This window comes from Actinomyces sp. Z16 (genome assembly GCF_003111765.1).
GTDB classification, from domain to species: domain Bacteria; phylum Actinomycetota; class Actinomycetes; order Actinomycetales; family Actinomycetaceae; genus Actinomyces; species Actinomyces glycerinitolerans.
This window is the reverse complement of sequence record NZ_CP027862.1, coordinates 2553865-2573351: the sequence shown is the minus strand read 5'-3', so window position 1 is coordinate 2573351 and position 19487 is coordinate 2553865. Positions and strand designations below refer to the sequence as shown.

The window sequence follows — 19487 nt, the reverse complement described above, 5'->3', positions numbered from 1 at the left end:
CTCGGCCCGTATTGACCGGATCTCAGCGATTTCCTGGAGCGTACCCGCTCGGTGTCGCCTAATACCGGAGCCATTTTCCAGGGGGTACTGCGCTTATTTTCAGAATGGAGACAGCAAATGTATGCGGCTTCTTATGATGGCGGACTGGCGGAAACGGTTGTCGGCGCGCCCACGGGAAGCATTATGTTCGACTTCCGCGCCACCGCCGATGGCAATCTCGTAGAGATCGATGGCGGCGTGCGCGGCAGGCTCTCCGCCCGGATCAAAGGCGGCTACCTTGTCTACGAGGCCGCAGTTGACGGGAACTGGGGCCTGATCGAGGCCGAGGACACCAGGGGGGTGGCCGACGGTTACTGGCACAGCGCCGTGATCACCGTGACCGCGCGCGGCACGCGCCTGTACGTCGACGGCTATCAGGCGTTCTGCGCGACGACGACGGCGTTCCTGGGTGATCTCGGCGCCGACGCGTCCGTCCGGGTCGGTGACCTCGGCACACCGGAGATCGCCGACTTCACCGTCTCGCGATCCGTGCCTAGCGCCCGGGAGGTCATTACCCGTGCGAGAGTCGCCCAGCCGGCTGTGGAGTTCGCTGCGAACCGCCTGGACGAACTCGATGTCGCTCGTTTCGCCCAGACGCGGCGGGGAGCCGTCGACCTGAGTTTTCGCGTGCGCGGTCGCATGCAGGAGGGAACCCTGTTCGCCGCCGGTGCCGCCGGCGACGAACGCCTATCGCTGCGGGTGACACCCACGGGAATCGTCTACCGCGCGGTCGCCGGAGTCGGTCGGGTCCGTGAGGCCGTCGCACAGGGCAGATGGGGTGACGGCCAGTGGCACCGTGTGGCCGTGGTCTGCGGGCACGGGGCCGTGGACATATACGTGGACGGGTACCGAGAGGCCCATGTGCCGGGCGAGTTCTTCCTCGGCGACATCAACGGCCTCGATGAGATCGTCATCGGCCAGGACTGCCATGGCGTCCGTCTGTCGGGGGAGGTGCAAAGCGCCGCGATCTTCGAGCAGGTCCTCGGCGATGAGCAGATCAAGCGGCTCCACGGCGTCGAGCCCATACAGACTGACGCGCTCTTCGACCGGGGCTTCCACGACTCCGCCTCCTACCGTATCCCCTCGCTCCTGACGCTGACCTCGGGCACCATACTCGCAGGGGCCGACCAGCGCGTATTCAACGCCAACGACGCCCCTAACGACATCAATTTCGTTGTACGCAGGTCGCTGGACGGGGGAGAGACCTGGGGGCCGCTCCAGACGGTCATCGACTGCCCCGGTACGGGGGAGGATGCCGCTTGCGTCATCGACTCCTGCATGGTTCAGGACCCGGCGACCGGCAGGATCCACGTGTTCGTCGACCACTTCCCGGGCGGCATCGGCCAGCCCAACTGCTGGGCGTCCACGGGCTTCGACTCCAAGGGCCGCAGACTGGTTCGGGACCTCGATATGGGGCGCTACTACGTGGATGCCGACGGCGCCGTGTACACGGCAGCGGGGGATCCCACCGACTTCCAGGTGGACGCCGCACTCAACATCACCCGGTCCGGGCGCCCCGCCGGAAACCTCGATCTCGCGCCAGGGACGGACCCGGAACAGTCCCTGTTCGCCATCCCGACGTCCTACCTGCAGCACGTCTACTCTGATGACGATGGCCTCACCTGGTCGGAGCCGGAGGACCTCAACCATGCGCTCAAGGAGCCGTGGATGAGATTCCTCGGCACCTGCCCGGGAAACGGAATCGTCCTGCGTCACGGTGCGAACTCCGGCCGGATCTTGATCCCGGTGTACTTCAACAACGACCACAACTGGCTCGCCATGTGCGCCACCGTCATCTACTCGGACGACCACGGTGAGACCTGGACGCTGGCTTCCAGCCCGAACGATGGGCGGCCCACCCCTGCGGGCCCCCTCGTGCCGGCCGAGTTCACCGATGAGCAGTACTCGCTGCACGAGGCCACTATCGTCGAGCGGGCCGACGGCTCCGTGCTCATGCTCATGCGCAATCAGGATCCACGCGGACGCGTGGCGACTGCGGAGTCGCCCGACGGCGGTGTCACCTGGGGTGAAATCACCTTTGATGAGAGCCTGCCGGAGATCTGGTGCCAGCCCAACGCCGTGGCACTCACCTCGCCCGCGGGGAGGACCGGGTTGTCTTCGCCAACGCCTCCCTCATGCTCCCCTACCGCGGCTGCGGCGTGCTCCGGCTGAGCCTGGACGGGGGGCAATCGTGGGAGCGGTCCCGGACTTTCAACCCCGCGCACTACGTCTACCAGTGCATGTGCGAACTGCCCGACGGCAGGATCGGCCTCCTGTGGGAGAACGAGTGCCAGGGCCTGTACTTCTCACGCCTGCCGCTGAGCTTCTTCGGCATCCCCCTTGCCCCCGCCGAGGTGAATGAGGAGGCGCAGACCGCCGACTGACCCGTGATTTCCCTGAGCGACCGCCCCCCTGCGCTCGTCGCTCACCCCGTAGCACAAACAGCACACGTCCAATCCAAAGGAGAAGCAATATGTTCCTTTCCACCCCTCAGACCTACCCATACGCATTCAGCCGACGCGGATTCATGGCGGCTTCCGGCGTCGGCATGCTCGGCCTGCTCGCTGCGTGCGGCGCCTCCGGCTCCGCAGAATCCGAGGAAACCGGTCCGCTCAGCGGCACGGTGACCATGTGGTCCTCGTTCACCCAGGGCGCCCGCGCCGACTGGATGCAGCGGATGGCCGACGCCTTCCACACCGAGAACCCCGGCGTCACGGTCAACATCGAGCAGTTCTCATGGGGCGAGTTCAATACTAAGTGGACCACTGGACTCACCGCCGGTCAGGTCCCCGACATCTCGACCGCACTGCCGAACAACGTCGTGGAGATGATCAACGCCGAGGCTCTCGTACCCCTTGACGAGATCATCGACTCCATCGGCCGTGACCGCTTCCCGCAAGCCGCGCTCAAGGAGGGGCAGGCCGACGGCATCTCCTACTCCGTGCCTATCTACTCCCACGCGCAGGTGATGTGGTACCGCAAGGACTTGCTCGAGTCATACTCCCTGTCCGTTCCCGAGACCTGGGATGACCTGGCTGAGGCTGCCAAGACGATCGGCCGCTCCAACGACCTCTACGGCCTCTCCGTGCCCCTGGGCGCCGGGGACGTGCTGGGTGCCCGCTACCTCAACTTCTACGTGCGTTCAGCGGGAGAGCGCCTGCTCAAGGATGACGGCTCCGCGAACCTCACCTCTGCCGCCGCACTCGACGGAATCAAGTACTGGGTCGACCTGTACCGCACCGTCTCCCCGTCGGGCTCCCTCGACTACTCCGTACTCGACCAGGCCACGCTCTTCTATCAAGGCAAGACGGCCTTCGACTTCAACTCCGGCTTCCACATCTCCGGAGTGCAGGAGAATCGCCCCGATCTCAGCGAGTCGATCGCGGCCGCGCCACTGCCGCGCCTGAAGCGCACCGACTCGGTCAACTACCCGGCGGAGATCTCCAACATCCCGCTGGTGGTCTGGGAGGCGTCCGCGGTCAAGCGTGAGGCCAAGGCCTTCCTCGAGTACCTGTTCTCAAAGGACGAGTACATCGACTTCCTTCACGCCATCCCCGGCGGCATGCTGCCGGTCCTGACCGACATCGCCGAGGACTCGCAGTACCTGGACAATGAGACCATCACCAAGTACTCCGACTCGATCCAGGTCATTCAAGACCAGGTCGGTGTCGGCTCGGCCATTGGCATGGAGGAGGGGCCGCTTGTCCAAGCGGGCATCCTGACCAGTCAGGGCATGATCGAGAAGATGTTCCACTCTGTGATCATCGACGCCGTGGACATAGAGGCCGCGGCCAAGGACTGCGAGGACAAACTGAACAGCGCCTTCGAGGCGGCTGGTGCCCAGATCGGCTGAGCCGGCAGCCGACTCATGAAGGTGGTGGCGGGTGCATCCCACCCGCCACCACCGACGGGAGCGGAGACTATGAATCGCATCAAACAACTCAACTGGACTGGCATCGCCTTCGTAGCCCCATCGATAGTCGTGGTGCTCGCGCTGCTCATCTACCCGGTGCTCTCGAGCATCTGGTTCTCATTCACCGACAAGCATCTCCTGCGCACGAGTTACGACGTCGTCGGGCTCAAGAACTACCTGGCCGTCCTGACGTCGTCGGACTACTGGAACGCCTTCGGCGTCTCCATCAAGTGGACGGCTCTGTCGATCGTGTTCCAGCTGTTCACCGGCCTGATCCTCGCCCTCGCTCTGGACCGCGTACCGAGGGGATCGGCTCTGTTTCGGACCCTGCTGATCGTCCCCTGGGCGTTTCCCGCCATCATCACCGCCTTCGCGTGGAAGTGGATCCTCAACGACGTCTATGGCGTCGTCCCGAATCTCCTGACGGCCTCGGGGCTGACGGAGGCGAACATCGCTCTCCTGGGAAACCCGAGCTTCACGTTCTGGGTGGTGCTGGCCATCAACGTCTGGTTCGGTACACCGATGTTCATGGTGAACATCCTCTCTGCACTCAAGACGATTCCCCAGGAGCAGTACGAGGCCGCAATGGTTGACGGCGCCACGGGGTGGCAGCGCTTCCGCTTCATAACCCTGACCCACATCCGGGAGGTCATCGCCCTGTTGGTGATCCTCCGTGTGATCTGGATCTTCAACAATTTCGACATGCTGTTCCTGTTGACCGGCGGCGGGCCGGGCAACAGAACGACCACCCTGCCGATCTTCGCCTATCAGGAGGGGTGGAACCTGCGGCAGCTCGGAGTCGCCTCTACCGTCACCGTGCTTCTGCTGGTCTTCCTGCTACTGGTTGCGGTGGGCGCCTTCAAGATCATGAACCGTTGGAATCGAGAAAGGGGCTGAGCCATGCGTCGCGTTGGTCAGAGTCGGTGGGGAGTAGCAGGCGTCTATGCGCTGCTCACTGTTGCGTCATTCATTGCGGTGTTCCCGCTGCTGTGGGTCATCACCTCCTCATTCAAGACCTCCGGTGAACTGGCCCAGAACCCGCTGCAGCTGTTCTCCTCGTCTCCGACGCCGGAGCACTACCGAAAGGTCGTCACCGAGATCGGCTTCCTCAGGAACCTGAAGAACTCGCTGCTCATCGCCGGCTGCTCCACGGTCATCGCCGTCTTGGTCTCGCTGCTCGGCGCCTACGGCATTGTCCGGTTCTTCCCCCGCGTCGGGCGGCAGCTCACCAAGCTCCTCATCAGCACCTACATGTTCCCTCCGATCCTGCTGGCCATTCCGTACACCGTCACGATGGTCAAGCTCGGACTCATGAACAGCTACGTTGGCCTGGTGATCGCCTACCTGTCGTTCTCCATCCCGTACGCGATCTGGATGCTCATCGGCTTCTTCCAGACGGTTCCGATCGGGATAGAGGAGGCGGCCGCCGTCGACGGCGCCAGCAGGTTCAGAGTCTTCTGGCAGATCTCGGTCCCCATCATCATGCCGGGAATCGTCGCCACCGCCGTGTACACCTTCATCAACACCTTCAACGAGTTCCTCTACGCTCTGCTGTTCATCACGGACTCCGACAAGATGCCCGTCGCCGTTGGCCTGTATTCCTTGCAGGGATCGGAGGTACTCGACTGGGGCGCCATGATGGCCGCCTCGGTGATCGTCATCGTCCCCTCGGTGGTGTTCTTCATGCTGATCCAGAAGCACATCGCCGGCGGACTGTCGGAAGGGTCGGTGAAGTAACCGCCCCGTCGCTCGGTGCGCACGCTGCTCCGGGCCCGGCGCGCCATCCGTATCGGAGCGCTCGGATGCGGCGGTGGGTGGCGTGCGCGCTCCATATCTGGCACACTTACAATAGACATCAGACGTCCGATCAATTTTCAATGGAGAGAGCTTTACATGGACATCCGCTTCACCGGCGTCATACCGCCGGTCGTCACCCCCTTCAACCACGGCGAGATCGACCTGGACTCCCTCGGCCGCACCGTCGACTTCCTCATCTCCTCCGGCGTGCACGGCCTGTTCGTCGGCGGCTCCTCCGGCGAGGTCGCCTACCTGACCGACTCCCAGCGCGACGCCGTCATCGCCACCGTCGTCGAGCGGGCCGCCGGGCGCGTGCCCGTGCTGGCCGGCGCCATCGACACCACCGCGCACCGGGTCATCGAGCAGGCCAGGCGGGCCGAGGTGCTCGGCGTCGACGCCGTCGTCGCCACCTGCCCCTTCTACGCGATCAACGACGCCGCCGAGATCGCCGACCACTTCCGCGCCATTGCCGCCGCGCTGAACGTGCCGCTGCTGGCCTATGACGTGCCGGTGCGCCTGAACGGCAAGAAGCTGGGCCGCGACCTGCTCGTGGCCCTGGGCAAGGAGGGCGTGCTCGCCGGCGTCAAGGACTCCTCCGGCGACGACGTCGGCTTCCGCCGGCTGGTGGCCGCCAACGCCGCCGCCGGTCACCCGCTGGCCGTGCTCTCCGGTCACGAGTGCGTGGTGGACGGCATGCTGCTGCTGGGTGGGGACGGTTGCGTGCCCGGATACGGCAACGTGGACCCCGGCCGCTACGTGGCGCTGTGGGAGGCCGCCCAGGCCGGAAACTGGGCCGTGGCTCGCGACCTTCAGGACCAGCTGTGCGCGGGCTTCGAGATCGTCTACGTGCCGCGCGGCCGCTCCGGCGACGCCACCGGCATCGGCGCCTTCAAGACCGTCATGGCCGCCCAGGGCACCATCGACACCAATGACATGGCCTTCCCGGTGCGGGCCCTGGACGGCGAGGCCCGCGACGGCGTGCTGGCGATCGCCCGCGCCCAGGGGCTGATCTGAGATGCCCGCCGTCGCCGGCCCGGCCGACCGCCCGGTCGCGACCGCGGAGGACCTGATCGGCGTGGACGTGGGCGGCACCAAGATCGCCGCCGCCCGCGTCGCCCCCGACGGCGCCCTGCGCGGGGGCGTGCGGGAGGTGCCCACGCCCGCACACGCCGGCCCGGCCGCCATGCTCGACGCCATCGCCGGCCTCATCGTGGCCGTCGCCGACGACGGCCCGGGCACGCCGACGTCCCGGCGCCCCGGCCCGGTGGCGGCGGTCGGCATCGGCTCGGCGGGAGTGATCGACGCCGAGCGCGGCACGGTCATCTCCGCCACCGACGCCATCGCCGACTGGGTGGGCACCGACATCGCCGGCGGCGTGGCCGCACGCCTGGAGGCCGCCGGCCTGCACGGCCCGGACGGCGGGGCGCCCGCGGTGCACGTCGACAACGACGTCAACGCCTACGCCGCCGGCGAGGCCTGGATCGGGGCCGGGGCCGGGGCCGCCTGCGCGCTGGTCGTCGCCGTCGGCACCGGCGTGGGCGGGGCGGTGGTGCTGGACGGGCGCGTCCACCACGGGGCGCACGGCCTGGCCGGGGAGCTGGGGCACATGCCCAGCGCCCTGGCGGCGGGGGAGCGGTGCAGCTGTGGGCGCCCCGGCCACCTCGAGGCCGTCGCCGCCGGCCCACAGATCGCCCGCCGCTTCTGCGAGGCCACCGGCGCCCAGGACGTGACCGGCGCGCTCGCCGTGGAGCGCCTGGCCCGCGCCGGTGACCCCGACGCCCGCCGCCTGTACCGCGAGGCCGCCACCGCCCTGGGGCAGGCCATCGCCGGCGTCGTCACCGTCCTGGACCCCGACCGGGTCATCATCTCCGGCGGGCTGGCCCGCTCCGGGCCGCTGTGGTGGGAGCCGCTGCGCGAGACCGTGCGCCGCGAGCTGGTCGAGCCGGTAGCCACGGAGCTGCAGCTGCTGCCCGCCGCCCTGGGCACGACGGCGCCCATCGTCGGCGCCGCCCACCAGGCCGCCCAACGCTTGGCGGACGCCCGCTGAGCCCACCCACCGCAAAACACCTGCGCGAATCAGGAGGCACCATGACCACTCTTGACCCCGTACTCGAGCGTCTGCGCGGCGGACTGATCGCCTCCGCGCAGGCCTATCCCGGCGAGCCCATGCGCGATCCCCGCACCATGGACCAGGTCGCCCAGGCCTGCGTCGCCGGCGGCGCCGTCGGCATCCGCGCCCAGGGACTGGCCGACCTGGCCCTGATCACCCAGCACGTGGACGTGCCCGTCATCGGACTGTGGAAGGACGGTGCGGGCGGGGTGTTCATAACCCCGACCCTCACCCACGCGATCGCCGTGGCCGCCACCGGCGCGCAGATCGTCGCCCTGGACGGAACCCGCCGTCCACGCCCGGACGGGCGCAGCCTCGCCCAGACGATCACCGCACTCAAGGCCGCCCGCCCGGGCGTGCTGGTCATGGCCGACTGCGGCAGCCTGGACGACGCCCGGGCCGCCCAGGACGCCGGCGCCGACATCCTGGGCACCACCCTGGCCGGCTACACCGGTGAGCGTCCCCCCACCACCGGGCCGGACCTGGAGCTGGTGGACCAGGTGGCGGCGATCGCGCAGGTGCCGCTGGTGGTCGAGGGACGAGTGCACACCCCCGCCCAGGCGGCAGCCGCCATGGACCACGGCGCCTTCGCCGTCGTCGTCGGTACCGCCATCACCCACCCGACGACCATCACCTCCTGGTTCGTCGACGCCGTCGCCCACCGATGACGGGACCCGTGGGGCGCGTGTGACGAGTGCGGCCGAAGTGTTTGTTGTGGGCCACAAAACGGTACGCCACGCCGAGGAAAACGCCGTCGTATCTGACAAATCGCCCCATTTATGCATAGCGTTACGGCCAGCGGCACCGCTCCAAGGTGCCCAACCGTCACCTAGACGTCCAAATCACCAACCGAGAGGCAGATACATGTCCATCAACCGCACCGAGCTCATTGCCGCCATCGCTGAGAAGGCCGGCCTGACCAAGACCGACGCCGACGCCTTCCTCGGCGCCTTCCAGGACGTCCTCGTTGAGAACGTCACCAAGGGCGAGGCCGTCAAGATCACGGGCCTGATGGGTGTCGAGCGCGTCGAGCGCGCCGCTCGTACCGGTCGCAACCCCCGCACCGGCGAGGAGATCCAGATCCCGGCCGGCTACGGCGTGAAGCTGACCGCCGGCTCCGCCCTGAAGAAGGCCGCCTCCGGCAAGTGACCCCCTAGGGAACCCGGGGCGTGCGGGCCCGCCAACGGCGGCCCGCGGAAGCCAACGGATAAGGCGCGTCGTCCTACACGGGCGGCGCGCCTTCGTTGTACCCGTTCCCTGCCACCCCCTGCCCCCTCACCGAGACCGGCACTTGTTACCTGCCGAGGCCGGTCCCTGTGCCGGTCCGGGACCGGGTTCCTCCTGCCGGATGAGCCGAGGCCTGCGCCAGCCCCGATACCTTCGAGTCATGACCGCCCCGTCGCCGCTCCCGCCCCCGGGTGGGCCCGCCGTCCCCGGCCCCTGCCCCGCCCTGTTTTTCGACTCCCTGGCGAAGGCCTTCGGCCCAAAGATCGCCGTCAACCTGCTCTCCCTGGCCATTCCCGCCGGCAGCCTCTACGGCATCGTCGGCCCCAACGGGGCGGGCAAGACCACCACGCTGTCCATGGCGACCGGCCTGCTGCTACCCGATTCCGGACGCGCCCTGGTCCACGGCGTGGACGTATGGGCCGAGCCCGCCCGCGCGAAGGCCCTGCTCGGCGTGCTGCCCGACGGGTTGCGCACCTTCGACCGCCTGAGCGGCCTGGAACTGGTCACCTACTCCGGCCTGCTGCGCGGCATGCCCCGCGACGTCGTGGTTCCCCGTGCCACGCAACTGCTGCACGTGCTGGACCTGTGGGACGCCGGCACCACCCTCGTGGCCGACTACTCCGCCGGCATGCGCAAGAAGGTCCACCTGGCCTGCGCCCTGGTGCACTCGCCCAGCGTGCTCGTACTCGACGAGCCCTTCGAGGCGGTCGACCCCATCTCCGCCAAGACGATCCAGAAGATCCTCACCGACTTCGCCGCCGCCGGCGGCACCGTCGTCATCTCCAGCCACGTCATGGCCACGGTGCAGCGTCTGTGCACGCACGTGGCGATCATCGATCGGGGCCGCGTCGTCGCGGCGGGCACCACCACCGAAGTGGCCGCGGGCGCCGACCTGGAGGACCGCTTCGCCCAGCTCGTGGGAGCGCAGGTGTCGCAGGAGGAGTTGTCATGGTTGCGACCCTCGTCCAACTGAGGTGGCGGATCACCCTCAATGCGCTGCGCAACAACATCTGGGCCACCGTCGGCCTGCTTCTGGGGGCCGCCTGCGCACTGGGGATGCTGGCGCCGCTGCTGCTAGGAGCCGTTGCGCTGGGACGCCTAGATCCCACAACCGTCACCCTGGTGGCGGGGGCTCTTGGTGCCGTGGTCACCATCGGGTGGACGGTGGTGCCCCTGCTGTTCACGGGTGTCGACGCGACTCTGGACCCGCGCGCCATCGCGGCCTGGACGGCGCCCTCCCGGGCCTTGAGCACGGGGCTGGCGGTCGCCGGCGCCTGCGGGCTGCCCGGCATCATCACCGGGTTGGCGCTGCTCATCCCGGTCCTGACCTGGGCGGTGGCCGGAAGTGCGGGCGCCGCCATCCTCGCGCTGCTGCTCGCCCCTCCCACCCTGGCGACCTGCGTGCTGCTGGGACGCAGTGTCGTCGTGCGCGCGGGAGTCTCCTCCCGGCGCGGCCGGGACCTGCTCGCCGTCGTCGGCTTCTTCGCCGTCATGGCACTCGCACTGCTGCCCTCCCTGATGAACAGCCTGCTGGACATGGAGCGACTGGACTTCGGCGGCCTCGCCAGGATCGCGCGCGTGTTGGGCCTGACGCCCTTCGGCTGGGCCCTCGCGGCCCCCGGCTACCTCGCTCAAGGGCGCGTGGCGACGGCGGCGGCGCTGACCGTGGGCGCCCTGGCGCTGCCGCTGCTCCTGGCCCCGATCTGGCACCGGGTCGTGGTGCAGGCCATGACGGGGCCAGCGCAAACGCGGACGCGCTCACACGCCTACCACGCGCGTGGGATCGGGGACGCCGGCGCCGGCGCCGAAGGACTCGACGTGCTGCCCTGGCAGCGCCGACTCGAGCGGATCAGCTCCGGGCCGACGGCGGCCGTGGCCGCCCGCTGCCTGCGCTACTGGCGCTCCGACCCCCGCTATCTGGTGCAGATGGCGACGGTTGCCATAATCGGGGTGCTGTTCACCTTGGCGATATCCACCAACTACGACGCGGTGGAAAAGAACGTCGACTTCACCCCGGGGCACGCACCGGGAGCACTGCTCATCCTGGGGCCGATCACCGCCCTGATGTGCGGCTGGATGATTCACGACGACCTGGGCTTCGACTCCACGGCCCTGTGGACTCACCTGGCTGCCGGCCTGCCCGGACGCGTAGACAGGCTGGGACGGATGTTGGCATCAGCCATCTGGCAGCTGCCGCTACTGATCATCCTTCTACTGGTCGGCGGCTGGCTCACCGGTAACTGGCGCGAGGCGCCCGCCTACCTGGGGGCGGGCCTGGGCGTGTACGGCGTCGCCCTGGCCTGGTCGAGCCTGACCAGCGTGCTGCTGCCCTATGAGACGAACCCGCCGGGGGAGAGCCCCATGAAGTCGCGCACCTCCGGTACCGCCTTCATTGTGGCGTTGCTGCAGCTGCTGGGAGTACTGGTGATCGGTGTCGTCTGCCTGCCGGTCCTGGTGCCGCTGATCGTCGTGGTGATGCAGGAGGCCTGGCGCTGGGGCTGGTTGCTGCTGGTCGGCGGGGCGCTGTGGGGCGGGGGAGCCGCGTGGTACGGAGCGGTGCTGGGCGGTCGTCTGCTGGACCAGCGCTACGCGCACGTGCTCGCCACCATCCGCTCCTGGCCCGGCCACGATGCGGTCTGACAGTCGCCGCGGGCTAAACCCGGGGAAAGCTCCAAAACGCGTACGTGTGGCGGGAAGTCGTACGTGTGGCAGAGACGTGCGTGGGAGACGTCGGTAGGACATGTGGTCTCGCGCCGGCATTGTGCATTGTGCTCCAACCTCAAGGGCCCGCCTTCCCGCAACCCGTTCCCTCACGCCGTAGCATTGACGCGCGACACGGGCTCGCCGCCCGTCGGCCTCACGGATGAGGTCGCTAGGTCCGCCGCCGGAAGCAAAACCCTAAGGAACCAATATGGAGCTCGTCATCCTCGACACGGCCGAAGAGATCGCCTCCCGCGCCGCCGACGTCATCGAATCCCTGCTCAAGGACAAGCCGAACGCCGTCCTCGGCACCGCCACCGGCTCCAGCCCCCTGCCCCTGTACGACGAGCTCACCCGCCGCTGCGCGGAAGGCCGCATCTCCTTCAAGGACGTCACCGGCTTCATGCTCGACGAGTACGTCGGCCTGCCCGAGGGACACCCCGAGCGCTACGCCACCTTCATGGAGCGCAACCTGCGCTCGCGGGTGGACATGGCCCCCGGCGCCCTGCACGGCCCCGACGCGCTCGCGGACGACCTGGAGCAGGCCTGCGCCGACTACGAGGCACAGATGGCGGCCGCCGGATACTGCGACCTGCAAATCCTGGGCATCGGCGCCGACGGACACATCGGCTTCAACGAGCCCGGCGGGCCGCTGGACTCCGCCACCCACGTCGACGTGCTCACCGAGCAGACCCGCTCGGACAACGCCCGCTTCTTCGACGGCGACATCGACGCCGTCCCCACCCACTGCCTGACCCAGGGACTCGGCACCATCATGAAGGCCCGCAAGCTGGTGCTGATCGCCACCGGCGCCAACAAGGCCGAGGCCATCGCCCACCTGGTCGAGGGCGAGATCACCCCCGACTGGCCGGCCACCGTCATGCAGAACCACCCCGACGCGCTGGTACTCGTCGACCACGCCGCCGCCGGCCTGCTCAAGCAGCACTGACCCAAGCAGCACCGACCTGTAGGAGGCGGCACCCGCCGGGCGGCATCCGTCCGGCGGGTGCCGCCTCCGCCTGTCCAGGTTGCGCCTCCGCTGCCGCGGCCGCACCCGCGCTCGTCCCTTCTGTGCCTCCTGCCGGCGCGGAATCGCCGCGGTCCGGGCCGGTCCCGAAGGAGAGAGTCGCCACAGCCGCGGCCCGCGGCCGCACCTGCACGGCGGCATACACTAGGGGTCATGCGTCAGCTCACCGCCTGGCTCCAGGCCAGCACCGACCCCGCCGGCCCCGGCTCCCCCGGCACCCCGGCCGGCGAGCCCGCACAGTCCGCCGGCACCGCCGTCCTCGAACGCGAGGAGCTGAAGTCCACCGACGACGGCGACGCAGACCGCTTCGCCCACTACGTGCGCAAGGACAAGATCGCCGCCGCGGCCGCCACCGGCCGCCCCGTCGTCGCCCTGTGCGGGAAGGTGTGGACCCCCGGCCGCGATCCGTCGAAGTACCCGGTGTGCCCCACCTGCAAGGAGATCTACGAGCAGATGCGCCCCGGCGGCAACGGCGACCAGGGCGGCTCCGGCCCCAAGCGCCCGCGTTTCCCGTTCGGACGAGGCGGTCGGTGAGTCCCGCACCCCGTTCCAAGTCCCAGCACCATCCGACCCAGCCCTCCATCTTCGCCGCGGAGAACCTCTCCCCGGCCTACCCGCAGCGTGCCGCCTGGGGCACCACGCGGCCGCTGCGCGCCTGGCAGGCCGCCGCCCTCAAGCAGTACCTGGAGGCGATGCCGCGCGACTTCCTCGCCGTCGCCACCCCCGGCGCCGGCAAGACCACCTTCGCGCTGCGCATCGCCACCGAACTGCTCACCGCCGGCGACGTGCACAAGGTGACCGTCGTGTGCCCCACCGAGCACCTGAAGTATCAGTGGGCGGAGGCCGCCGCCCGGGTGGGTATCCGCATCGACCCCTCCTACGCCAACTCTCAGGGCGCGCTCGGGTCCCAATTCGACGGCGTCGCCGTCACCTACGCACAGGTGGCCGCCAACCCCAACCTGCACCGCGCCCGCACCGACCGCACCCGCACCCTGGTGATCCTCGATGAGATCCACCACGGCGGCGACGCCCGCAGCTGGGGCGACGCCATCCGCGAGGCCTTCACCCCCGCCCGACGCCGCCTGTCCCTGACCGGCACGCCCTTCCGCTCCGACGAGTCGCCGATCCCGTTCGTCACCTACACCGAGGAGGCCGGGGGCGTCAAGCGCTCCCGGGCCGACTACTCCTACGGTTACGCCGAGGCCCTGGCCGACGGCGTGGTGCGGCCGGTGATGTTCATGAGCTACTCCGGGCAGATGCACTGGCGCACCCGCGCCGGCGACGAGGTGGCCGCCCGGCTGGGCGAGCCGCTGACCAAGGACATGGAGGCGCAGGCCTGGCGCACCGCCCTGGACCCGAGCGGGGAGTGGATTCCCGCCGTGCTGGCCGCCGCCGACCAGCGGCTCACCGAGGTACGCCGACAGGTACCCGACGCCGGCGGCCTGGTGATCGCCTCCGATCAGAACTCCGCCCGCGCCTACGCGAAGCAGCTGCGCGCCATCACCGGGCAGGCGCCCACCATCGCCCTGTCGGACGACTCCGGCGCCTCCAGCCGCATCGAGACCTTCGCCGCCTCCAACGACCGCTGGCTGGTGGCGGTGCGCATGGTCTCCGAAGGAGTGGACGTGCCCCGGCTGGCCGTGGGCGTGTACGCCACCTCCGCCTCCACCCCGCTGTTCTTCGCCCAGGCGGTCGGCCGCTTCGTGCGCTCACGCGCCAAGGGGGAGACCGCCAGCGTCTTCCTGCCCTCGGTCACCCCGCTGCTGGCGCTGGCCGGAGAGATGGAGACCGCCCGCGATCACGTGCTCGGCAAGCGGGGCGCGGGGGAGGACTCCCGGTTCGGCTCCCCGGAGGACCGGCTGATCGCCGAGGCCAACCGCACCGAGAACGCCTCGGACGACCTGCTGGGCGGGTTCGAGGCGATGGATTCCACCGCCGAGTTCGACCGGGTCCTGTTCGACGGCGGCGAGTTCGGCACCGGCGCCATGGTGGGCAGCCCCGAGGAGCAGGAGTACCTGGGCCTGCCCGGCCTGCTGGAGCCCGAGCAGGTCACCGCCCTGCTGCGGCAACGGCAGAACCAGCAGATCAAGCAGCAGAAGCGGCAGCAGGCGGCCGAGCAGCAGCGCCGCGCCAACTCCGGGGTTGACGACGCCCGTCGGCGCGCCGCCGCCCGCAAGGAGCTGTCCAAACTGGTGGGCGCCTGGGCACGCCGCTCCGGGCAGCCCCACGGGGTGATTCACACCGAACTGCGGCGCGTATGCGGCGGCCCGGAGGTGGCCCAGGCCACCACCGCGCAGATCGAGGGGCGCATCGAGACCCTGCGCCGCTGGTTCGTCGGGCGGCGCTGAAAACCACTAGCCGGCGGCCCGGGCCCGACGCCGCCGCGAGCACGCCGTGGGGCGCGCGGCGACGGCGCCAGACCGGTCGAGCCGTCGGCTGCGGATCCGGGTCAGCCGCGCAGCGGCTGCCGCTGGTCGATGTCCACGTGGCGGGTCGGGATCGCCGGGTCGCCCTCGCTCAGCCGCCAGCCGTCGTAGGGCAGCTCGGCGCGTGCCACCTGGTGGCGTTCGGCGGCCGCCGCCAGCGCATCCGGGCCGCGGTGCTCCTCCACGATCACGCCGTCGCGTACCAGATCCACCTGCAGCGGCCGGGCCCCGGCCTGCTCCAGGGCGGCCAGCCCGGCGGCCTCGGAGCGCGCCGAGATGACCAGCTCCTCGGTGGCCGAGCCGGCGGCGTCGAGCACCCGGCCGGCCCACTTGCGTCCCCCCACGGTCGACTTGCCGCCGGTGGAGAACTTGGCGACCTCCTGCATCTGCCCGGTGGAGTCGGCGCGCTCGACGAGCTTGTACACCAGGGCCGCCGTCGGCCGCCCCGAGCCGGTGACCAGTTTGGTGCCCACGCCGTAGGAGTCCACCGGCGCGGCCCCCAGGGCGGCGATCGCGTACTCGTCCAGGTCGTTGGTGACGGTGATCTTCGTCGTCGTCGCCCCCAGCGCGTCCAACTGGGCGCGCACCTTGAAGGCCTCGGCCACCAGGTCGCCGGAGTCCAGGCGCACCGCACCGAGTTCGCCACCGCCGGCCCGGGCCGCCGCCACCGCGCGGGCGACGCCGCGCTCAATGTCATAGGTGTCCACCAGGATGGTGGTGCCCGGACCGAGGCTCGCCACCTGGGAGGCGAAGGCCTCCTCCTCGGTGTCATGCAGCAGGGTGAAGGAGTGGGCGGAGGTGCCGACCGTGGGGATGCCGTAGCGCATGCCGGCCTCCAGGTCGCTGGTGCCCACGAATCCGCCGACTATTGCCGCCCGCGCCGCGGACACGGCGGCGCGCTCGTGCGCCCGGCGCGCCCCGAACTCCACGCAGGGGCGACCGTGGGCGGCGATCGTCATGCGGGAGGCCGCTGCGGCCACGGCACAGTCGTAGTTGTAGATGGACAGGGCCAGTGTCTCCAGGATGCAGGCCTCGGCGAAGCTGCCCTCCACCGTCAGCAGCGGGGAGCCGGAGAAGTAGCACTCGCCCTCCGCGTAGCCGCGGATCGTCCCGGAGAACCGGTAGGAGCGCAGGTAGTCGATGGTGTCGTCGTCGACAATGCCGGCGGCGTGCAGGTAATCGATCTGGGCGTCGGTGAAGGTGAAACGCTCAACGGCGTCCAGGAGTCGGCCGACGCCGGCGACCACGCCGAAGCGGCGTGAGGCGGGCAGAGTGCGGCCGAACAGCTCGAAGACACTGGCCCGCTCGGCGACGCCGGCATGCAGCGCGGCCTGCAGCATGGTCAGCTCGTACATGTCCGTGAGCAGCGCGGTGCTGGAAGTTGCCGGGGCGGGGACGTCCCGTAGGTTGACTGTCATGACAGCCAACCTACCGCAGGCGGGCGCACGGCGGAACCGGCCGGTCGACGCATCCGACCGCGACTACGCTGGAAACATGCAGCCCGCAGTGCCCGTCGACGCCGCCTCCGCCCCCGAGGCGCAGACGCTGTCTGACGCCCACACCGCCGCCCAGCGCCTGTGGTGCACGGTGGTGCACGACGACCCCGTCAACACGATGGACTACGTCACCTGGGTGTTCCACACCTACTTCGGCTTCCCGATCCCGCTCGCCCGTCGCCGCATGCTGCAGGTGCACACCACCGGCCGCGCCGTCGTCTCCCGCGGCGCCCGCGAACGCATGGAGGTGGACGTCACCGCCATGCACTCCTACGGCCTGCACGCCACCATCGAGCCCCTCGCCGACGACGACGCCGACTCCGGCCCGAGCGCGGGCGGCCCGGACGGAGGCGGCGCCTGATGCGCGCCTTCCACCCCGAGGCCGAGGGCTGGGCCAGCGCCCTGGAACCGTGGGAGCGCGAGTACCTGGCCGGACTGTTCAAACAGATCGCCGACCTGCTCGGCGCCGACGCCCCCGCCGCCGCGGAGCACCCCGCCCCGCGTCCGGGCGAGAGCTCGCGGGACGGCAATGTGCTCGCCGCCCTCGACTTCGAGCCCGAGCCGGCCGACGCCGGAGCGTCCAGCTCGGTCCCCGCCTCCCTGGCCCCGCTGCTGGACGTGCTCCTGCCAGACGCCTCCGAGGACCCGGACGTCGCCGTCGAGGTGGCCGCCCTGACCCGCTCCCAGCTGCGGGACGACAAGCGCTCCCGCATGGAGGACGTGGTGCACGAGCTGCTCGCTCCCACCGGTCCCGGCGGGGCGGTGCTGGTGCACGCCGGGCAGGAGGGCCGCTGGCTCGGCGCCCTCAACGACGCCCGCCTGGTGCTCGCCGAGCGGCTGGACATCGACTCCGCCGACGCGGCCGAACAGGTGCACGCCCTCGCCTGGGAGGAGACGCCCGCCGGCGAGGGGGAGCGGCAGCGCTGGAACCGGGCCATGGCGCTGTCCTACGACATGCTCTCCTGGTGGCAGGAATCACTGGTGGCCGTGCTATTGAACGACGATGGAGCCGCATAGTCTCGGCGCTGTGAATGATGCGGCCATCGGGATGTTCGACTCCGGCGTCGGCGGCCTGACCGTTGCCCGCGCGGTCATCGACCAGCTGCCCGGCGAACAGGTGCTCTACATCGGTGACACCGCCAACACCCCCTACGGGCCGCGCCCGGTGCAGGAGGTGCGCCGCCTGGCCCTGAGCATCATGGACGAGCTGGTCGACTCCGGCGTGAAGATGCTGGTGATCGCCTGCAACACCGCCTCCGCCGCCGTCCTGCACGACGCCCGCAGCCGCTACACCCGCGACAAGGGCGTGCCCGTGGTGGAGGTCATTCACCCGGCCGCGCGCGCCGCCGCCCGCGTCACCCGCAACGGGCGCGTCGGCCTGATCGCCACCCAGGGCACCGTCGACTCCAACGCCTACGCCGACGCCTTGGCCGCCGTTCCCGGCGTGCACCTGTTCTCCCAGGCGTGTCCGCGTTTTGTGGAGCTGGCCGAGCGCGGCATCACCACGGGCCCGGAGGTCATGGCCACGGCCGAGGAGTACCTCGCCCCCGTCAAGGCCGCGGACGTCGACACCCTCATCCTGGGCTGCACCCACTACCCGCTGCTGGCCGGTCCCATCTCCTACGTCATGGGGGAGGACGTCACCCTGGTGACCTCCAGCCAGGAGACCGCCAAGGACGTCTACCGCGAGCTCGCCCGCCGCGACCTGCTGCGCGACCCCGATGCCCCCGCCCCCCGCCACGAGTTCCGCGCCACGGGCGACCCGGACTCCTTCGCGGTGCTGGCCCGCCGCTTCCTCGGCCCCGAGGTCGGACGCGTCCGCCGCGTCGAGCCGACCCCGACCGCCGTCGCCCCGGGACCCGAAGTTCCGCTCGCCCACGCCGGCGAGTCGGCCCCCGCCGTCGCCCCACCAGACCCCGCCCTTGTCCCCAATTCGAGCGAGGATCCCGCATGAAGCTAACCATCATCGGCTGTACCGGTTCCATGTCCGGTCCCAACGCCGTCGCCTCCTCCTACCTGGTGCAGGCCGACGACGCCGCTGGGCGCACCTGGTCGGTCGTGCTCGACCTCGGCCCCGGCGCCATGGGCCAGTTGCTGCGCTATCTGGACCCGGCCGAGTTGGACGCCATAGCCATCTCCCACTGCCACGCCGACCACATGGTTGACCTGGTGGGCATGCACGTGTTCCGCCGCTGGAACCCCGCCGGACGCCTGGACCCGGTGCTCACGCTCGGCCCGGGAGAGCTGCTGCCGCGCCTGAACGGCGTCGACGGCACGCCCGCGCAGGAGAGCTACGCCACCGAGTTCTCCTTCCGCACCGTCTCGGCGGGGCAGGGCGTGCAGGTCGGCCCGCTGACCATCACCCCGTTCCCGGCACTGCACCCGGTGGACGCCTTCGGCTACCGGGTGGAGGGACCCGGGCGCGACGGCAACCCCGTCACCCTGGCCTTCACCGGCGACACCGACCTGTGCGAGGGCATTGAGGCCATGGCCGACGGCGTCGACCTGCTGCTGTCCGAGGCCGCCTTCCTGGAGGGACGCGACGCCGTGCGCGGCATTCACCTGACCGGCCGGCGCGCCGGGGAGCTTGCCGCGGGCACCTCGGGGCGGGGCGGGCGGCGTCCTGCCGGTCGGCTCGTGCTCACCCACATCCAGCCCTGGACCGACCCGGACGATCCGGTGGCAGAGGCCGCCGCCGTCTACGACGGCCCGCTGGCGGCCGCCACTCCCGGCGCCTGCTGGGAGCTCTGAG

General features: G+C 70.0%; 19 protein-coding genes. 18 read left to right on the top strand and 1 reads right to left on the bottom strand.

The features are described 5' to 3' along the window. The first annotated feature begins 117 nt into the window (after positions 1 to 117). From C3B71_RS10705 to C3B71_RS10645, 14 genes are all read left to right on the top strand, one after another. A complete protein-coding gene (locus tag C3B71_RS10705; protein ID WP_234415888.1) occupies positions 118 to 2211 on the top strand; it encodes an exo-alpha-sialidase in 2094 nt (697 codons plus the stop codon). Beyond that, on the top strand, positions 2175 to 2423 hold the full coding sequence (locus C3B71_RS16490; RefSeq protein ID WP_234415887.1) for a sialidase family protein: 249 nt from the start codon (positions 2175 to 2177) through the stop codon (positions 2421 to 2423). The genes C3B71_RS10705 and C3B71_RS16490 overlap by 37 nt, the downstream gene beginning before the upstream one ends. Positions 2424 to 2512: 89 nt before the next feature. Beyond that, positions 2513 to 3892 (top strand): ABC transporter substrate-binding protein, encoded by a 1380-nt coding sequence (locus C3B71_RS10700; RefSeq protein ID WP_073330784.1) that lies wholly within the window; start codon positions 2513 to 2515, stop codon positions 3890 to 3892. Between the two features lie 69 nt (positions 3893 to 3961). After that, on the top strand, positions 3962 to 4849 hold the full coding sequence (locus C3B71_RS10695; protein ID WP_073330782.1) for a carbohydrate ABC transporter permease: 888 nt from the start codon (positions 3962 to 3964) through the stop codon (positions 4847 to 4849). Positions 4850 to 4852: 3 nt separating this feature from the next. Then, complete coding sequence (locus tag C3B71_RS10690; RefSeq protein ID WP_108967983.1) at positions 4853 to 5689, top strand: carbohydrate ABC transporter permease; 837 nt, start codon at positions 4853 to 4855, stop codon at positions 5687 to 5689. Positions 5690 to 5845: 156 nt separating this feature from the next. Further along, the gene (locus C3B71_RS10685; protein ID WP_108967981.1) at positions 5846 to 6763 is read left to right on the top strand and encodes a dihydrodipicolinate synthase family protein; all 918 of its coding nucleotides are present in this window, start codon (positions 5846 to 5848) and stop codon (positions 6761 to 6763) included. A 1-nt stretch (position 6764) separates the two neighbouring features. Then, complete coding sequence (locus tag C3B71_RS10680; RefSeq protein ID WP_108967979.1) at positions 6765 to 7796, top strand: ROK family protein; 1032 nt, start codon at positions 6765 to 6767, stop codon at positions 7794 to 7796. Between the two features lie 41 nt (positions 7797 to 7837). Beyond that, complete coding sequence (locus tag C3B71_RS10675; protein WP_073330770.1) at positions 7838 to 8527, top strand: N-acetylmannosamine-6-phosphate 2-epimerase; 690 nt, start codon at positions 7838 to 7840, stop codon at positions 8525 to 8527. A 196-nt stretch (positions 8528 to 8723) separates the two neighbouring features. Next, positions 8724 to 9008 carry an HU family DNA-binding protein gene (locus C3B71_RS10670; RefSeq protein WP_073330768.1) on the top strand — a complete coding sequence of 95 codons (285 nt, stop codon included), beginning with the start codon at positions 8724 to 8726 and terminating at the stop codon, positions 9006 to 9008. Between the two features lie 238 nt (positions 9009 to 9246). After that, entirely contained in the window at positions 9247 to 10059 is an 813-nt protein-coding gene (locus C3B71_RS10665; RefSeq protein ID WP_108967976.1) for an ABC transporter ATP-binding protein, read from the top strand. After that, positions 10035 to 11726, top strand: a complete 1692-nt coding sequence (locus C3B71_RS10660) for a transporter (protein WP_108967974.1) — start codon at positions 10035 to 10037, stop codon at positions 11724 to 11726. The genes C3B71_RS10665 and C3B71_RS10660 overlap by 25 nt, the downstream gene beginning before the upstream one ends. 271 nt (positions 11727 to 11997) lie before the next feature. Continuing rightward, a complete protein-coding gene (gene nagB, locus C3B71_RS10655; RefSeq protein WP_073330759.1) occupies positions 11998 to 12735 on the top strand; it encodes a glucosamine-6-phosphate deaminase in 738 nt (245 codons plus the stop codon). 231 nt (positions 12736 to 12966) lie between these two features. Beyond that, positions 12967 to 13347: a DUF3039 domain-containing protein gene (locus C3B71_RS10650; protein WP_073330756.1), complete on the top strand. Its 381-nt coding sequence runs from the start codon at positions 12967 to 12969 to the stop codon at positions 13345 to 13347. Between the two features lie 158 nt (positions 13348 to 13505). Continuing rightward, positions 13506 to 15161, top strand: coding sequence for a DEAD/DEAH box helicase (locus C3B71_RS10645; RefSeq protein WP_396027130.1), 1656 nt, complete (start codon positions 13506 to 13508; stop codon positions 15159 to 15161). 101 nt (positions 15162 to 15262) lie between these two features. Here C3B71_RS10645 and C3B71_RS10640 read toward each other — a convergent pair whose 3' ends face one another. Beyond that, entirely contained in the window at positions 15263 to 16657 is a 1395-nt protein-coding gene (locus tag C3B71_RS10640; protein ID WP_108967969.1) for a nicotinate phosphoribosyltransferase, read from the bottom strand. A gap of 76 nt (positions 16658 to 16733) precedes the next feature. Between C3B71_RS10640 and clpS the strand changes: the two genes are divergently transcribed. From clpS to C3B71_RS10620, 4 genes are read left to right on the top strand one after another with little or no spacing between them, the layout of a single operon-like run. After that, entirely contained in the window at positions 16734 to 17096 is a 363-nt protein-coding gene (clpS, locus tag C3B71_RS10635; protein WP_073331380.1) for an ATP-dependent Clp protease adapter ClpS, read from the top strand. Continuing rightward, positions 17096 to 17752 (top strand): DUF2017 family protein, encoded by a 657-nt coding sequence (locus C3B71_RS10630; RefSeq protein ID WP_108967967.1) that lies wholly within the window; start codon positions 17096 to 17098, stop codon positions 17750 to 17752. Before clpS ends, C3B71_RS10630 begins: the two co-directional genes overlap by 1 nt. A gap of 31 nt (positions 17753 to 17783) precedes the next feature. Then, the gene (gene murI, locus C3B71_RS10625; RefSeq protein ID WP_220092944.1) at positions 17784 to 18689 is read left to right on the top strand and encodes a glutamate racemase; all 906 of its coding nucleotides are present in this window, start codon (positions 17784 to 17786) and stop codon (positions 18687 to 18689) included. Continuing rightward, positions 18686 to 19486: an MBL fold metallo-hydrolase gene (locus C3B71_RS10620; RefSeq protein ID WP_108967963.1), complete on the top strand. Its 801-nt coding sequence runs from the start codon at positions 18686 to 18688 to the stop codon at positions 19484 to 19486. The genes murI and C3B71_RS10620 overlap by 4 nt, the downstream gene beginning before the upstream one ends. The last annotated feature ends 1 nt before the right edge of the window (position 19487 follow it).

What these genes read in the sequence shown, in the direction of transcription:
- C3B71_RS10680 (WP_108967979.1), top strand. Translation starts at nt 6,765, where the DNA reads ATGCCCGCCGTCGCCGGCCCGGCCGACCGCCCGGTCGCGACCGCGGAG.
- C3B71_RS10685 (WP_108967981.1), top strand. Translation starts at nt 5,846, where the DNA reads ATGGACATCCGCTTCACCGGCGTCATACCGCCGGTCGTCACCCCCTTC.
- murI (WP_220092944.1), top strand. Translation starts at nt 17,784, where the DNA reads ATGTTCGACTCCGGCGTCGGCGGCCTGACCGTTGCCCGCGCGGTCATC.
- C3B71_RS10660 (WP_108967974.1), top strand. Translation starts at nt 10,035, where the DNA reads ATGGTTGCGACCCTCGTCCAACTGAGGTGGCGGATCACCCTCAATGCG.
- C3B71_RS10705 (WP_234415888.1), top strand. Translation starts at nt 118, where the DNA reads ATGTATGCGGCTTCTTATGATGGCGGACTGGCGGAAACGGTTGTCGGC.
- C3B71_RS10640 (WP_108967969.1), bottom strand. Translation starts at nt 16,657, where the DNA reads ATGACAGTCAACCTACGGGACGTCCCCGCCCCGGCAACTTCCAGCACC.
- C3B71_RS10630 (WP_108967967.1), top strand. Translation starts at nt 17,096, where the DNA reads ATGCGCGCCTTCCACCCCGAGGCCGAGGGCTGGGCCAGCGCCCTGGAA.
- clpS (WP_073331380.1), top strand. Translation starts at nt 16,734, where the DNA reads ATGCAGCCCGCAGTGCCCGTCGACGCCGCCTCCGCCCCCGAGGCGCAG.
- C3B71_RS10700 (WP_073330784.1), top strand. Translation starts at nt 2,513, where the DNA reads ATGTTCCTTTCCACCCCTCAGACCTACCCATACGCATTCAGCCGACGC.
- C3B71_RS10650 (WP_073330756.1), top strand. Translation starts at nt 12,967, where the DNA reads ATGCGTCAGCTCACCGCCTGGCTCCAGGCCAGCACCGACCCCGCCGGC.
- C3B71_RS10645 (WP_396027130.1), top strand. Translation starts at nt 13,506, where the DNA reads ATGCCGCGCGACTTCCTCGCCGTCGCCACCCCCGGCGCCGGCAAGACC.
- nagB (WP_073330759.1), top strand. Translation starts at nt 11,998, where the DNA reads ATGGAGCTCGTCATCCTCGACACGGCCGAAGAGATCGCCTCCCGCGCC.
- C3B71_RS10665 (WP_108967976.1), top strand. Translation starts at nt 9,247, where the DNA reads ATGACCGCCCCGTCGCCGCTCCCGCCCCCGGGTGGGCCCGCCGTCCCC.
- C3B71_RS10620 (WP_108967963.1), top strand. Translation starts at nt 18,686, where the DNA reads ATGAAGCTAACCATCATCGGCTGTACCGGTTCCATGTCCGGTCCCAAC.
- C3B71_RS10690 (WP_108967983.1), top strand. Translation starts at nt 4,853, where the DNA reads ATGCGTCGCGTTGGTCAGAGTCGGTGGGGAGTAGCAGGCGTCTATGCG.
- C3B71_RS10695 (WP_073330782.1), top strand. Translation starts at nt 3,962, where the DNA reads ATGAATCGCATCAAACAACTCAACTGGACTGGCATCGCCTTCGTAGCC.
- C3B71_RS10670 (WP_073330768.1), top strand. Translation starts at nt 8,724, where the DNA reads ATGTCCATCAACCGCACCGAGCTCATTGCCGCCATCGCTGAGAAGGCC.
- C3B71_RS10675 (WP_073330770.1), top strand. Translation starts at nt 7,838, where the DNA reads ATGACCACTCTTGACCCCGTACTCGAGCGTCTGCGCGGCGGACTGATC.
- C3B71_RS16490 (WP_234415887.1), top strand. Translation starts at nt 2,175, where the DNA reads ATGCTCCCCTACCGCGGCTGCGGCGTGCTCCGGCTGAGCCTGGACGGG.